Origin of the sequence: Sphingobium sp. D43FB (genome assembly GCF_002312805.1) — a bacterium.
Taxonomy (GTDB): domain Bacteria; phylum Pseudomonadota; class Alphaproteobacteria; order Sphingomonadales; family Sphingomonadaceae; genus Sphingobium.
On record NZ_NMUA01000163.1, the window covers coordinates 1 to 706 of the forward strand.

Annotated in this window: 2 pseudogenes; one reads left to right on the top strand and one right to left on the bottom strand. The window is 58.8% G+C overall.

Annotated features, from left to right (window positions below):
- A pseudogene (locus tag SxD43FB_RS23825) lies at window positions 1–448 on the bottom strand (integrase); the annotation flags it as partial.
- Between the two features lie 131 nt (window positions 449–579).
- On the opposite strand from SxD43FB_RS23825, the pseudogene SxD43FB_RS23830 reads away from it, so the two are divergent.
- Window positions 580–706: pseudogene (locus tag SxD43FB_RS23830) on the top strand (IS110 family transposase); the annotation flags it as partial.

Sequence of the window (706 nt, forward strand, 5' to 3'; positions counted from 1 at the left end):
GACTGATCAGCCAGGCAAGGAAGTTCCGGGCTTCCCACATCAACGCTGCGATGCTGGCGCGAGCCAACCCGCGTTCCTCACGCAGCCAGATTTCGTATTCGGCGCAGATTGAAAATCGGACTTCATCAGCCGCGCAGAAAGGCTTGATAGCCGACGGCCATTGGCCGTGAACAAGGCGCAGCAGCGCATGAATTCCGGAGCGTGGGACCTCGTGCCAGCGCGCGCTGGGGCGTCGCCCACGCTGCTTTTCGAACAGAACGATCGCGTGCCGCAGATATTGCTCCACCTGCACATCGATCACGTCCGCGACGGGGATGCTCTGCTGCCCCAGATAGTCGAGAAATCCAGATGCGTAGGTGCAGTAGTTCCTCGCCACGACTGGGCTGTATCGCTGGCTGATAAGCGAGGAACGGAGTGCGGCGATTAGTTCGTAACGGTTATCCGACATGGGCGGGTCCTCTGCTGGTCATTTGACCCGCAGAGGTTCGGCACGAAATAATGCAAAGCAAGCCCACCCAAAAATGGCAGAAATCCGCTAATCAGGCCGCGTTCCTCCGCATTATGGGAACCTCGTGATTAGTGAAGCGGAACAAGACGGACGCCGCCGACGCGGAGGCCATATGCGAGGCCGTCGCCAAGCCGAACATGCGGTTTGTTCCTATCAAGACGAAGCAGCAACAGGCGGTTCTGGCTTTGCATCGTGTCC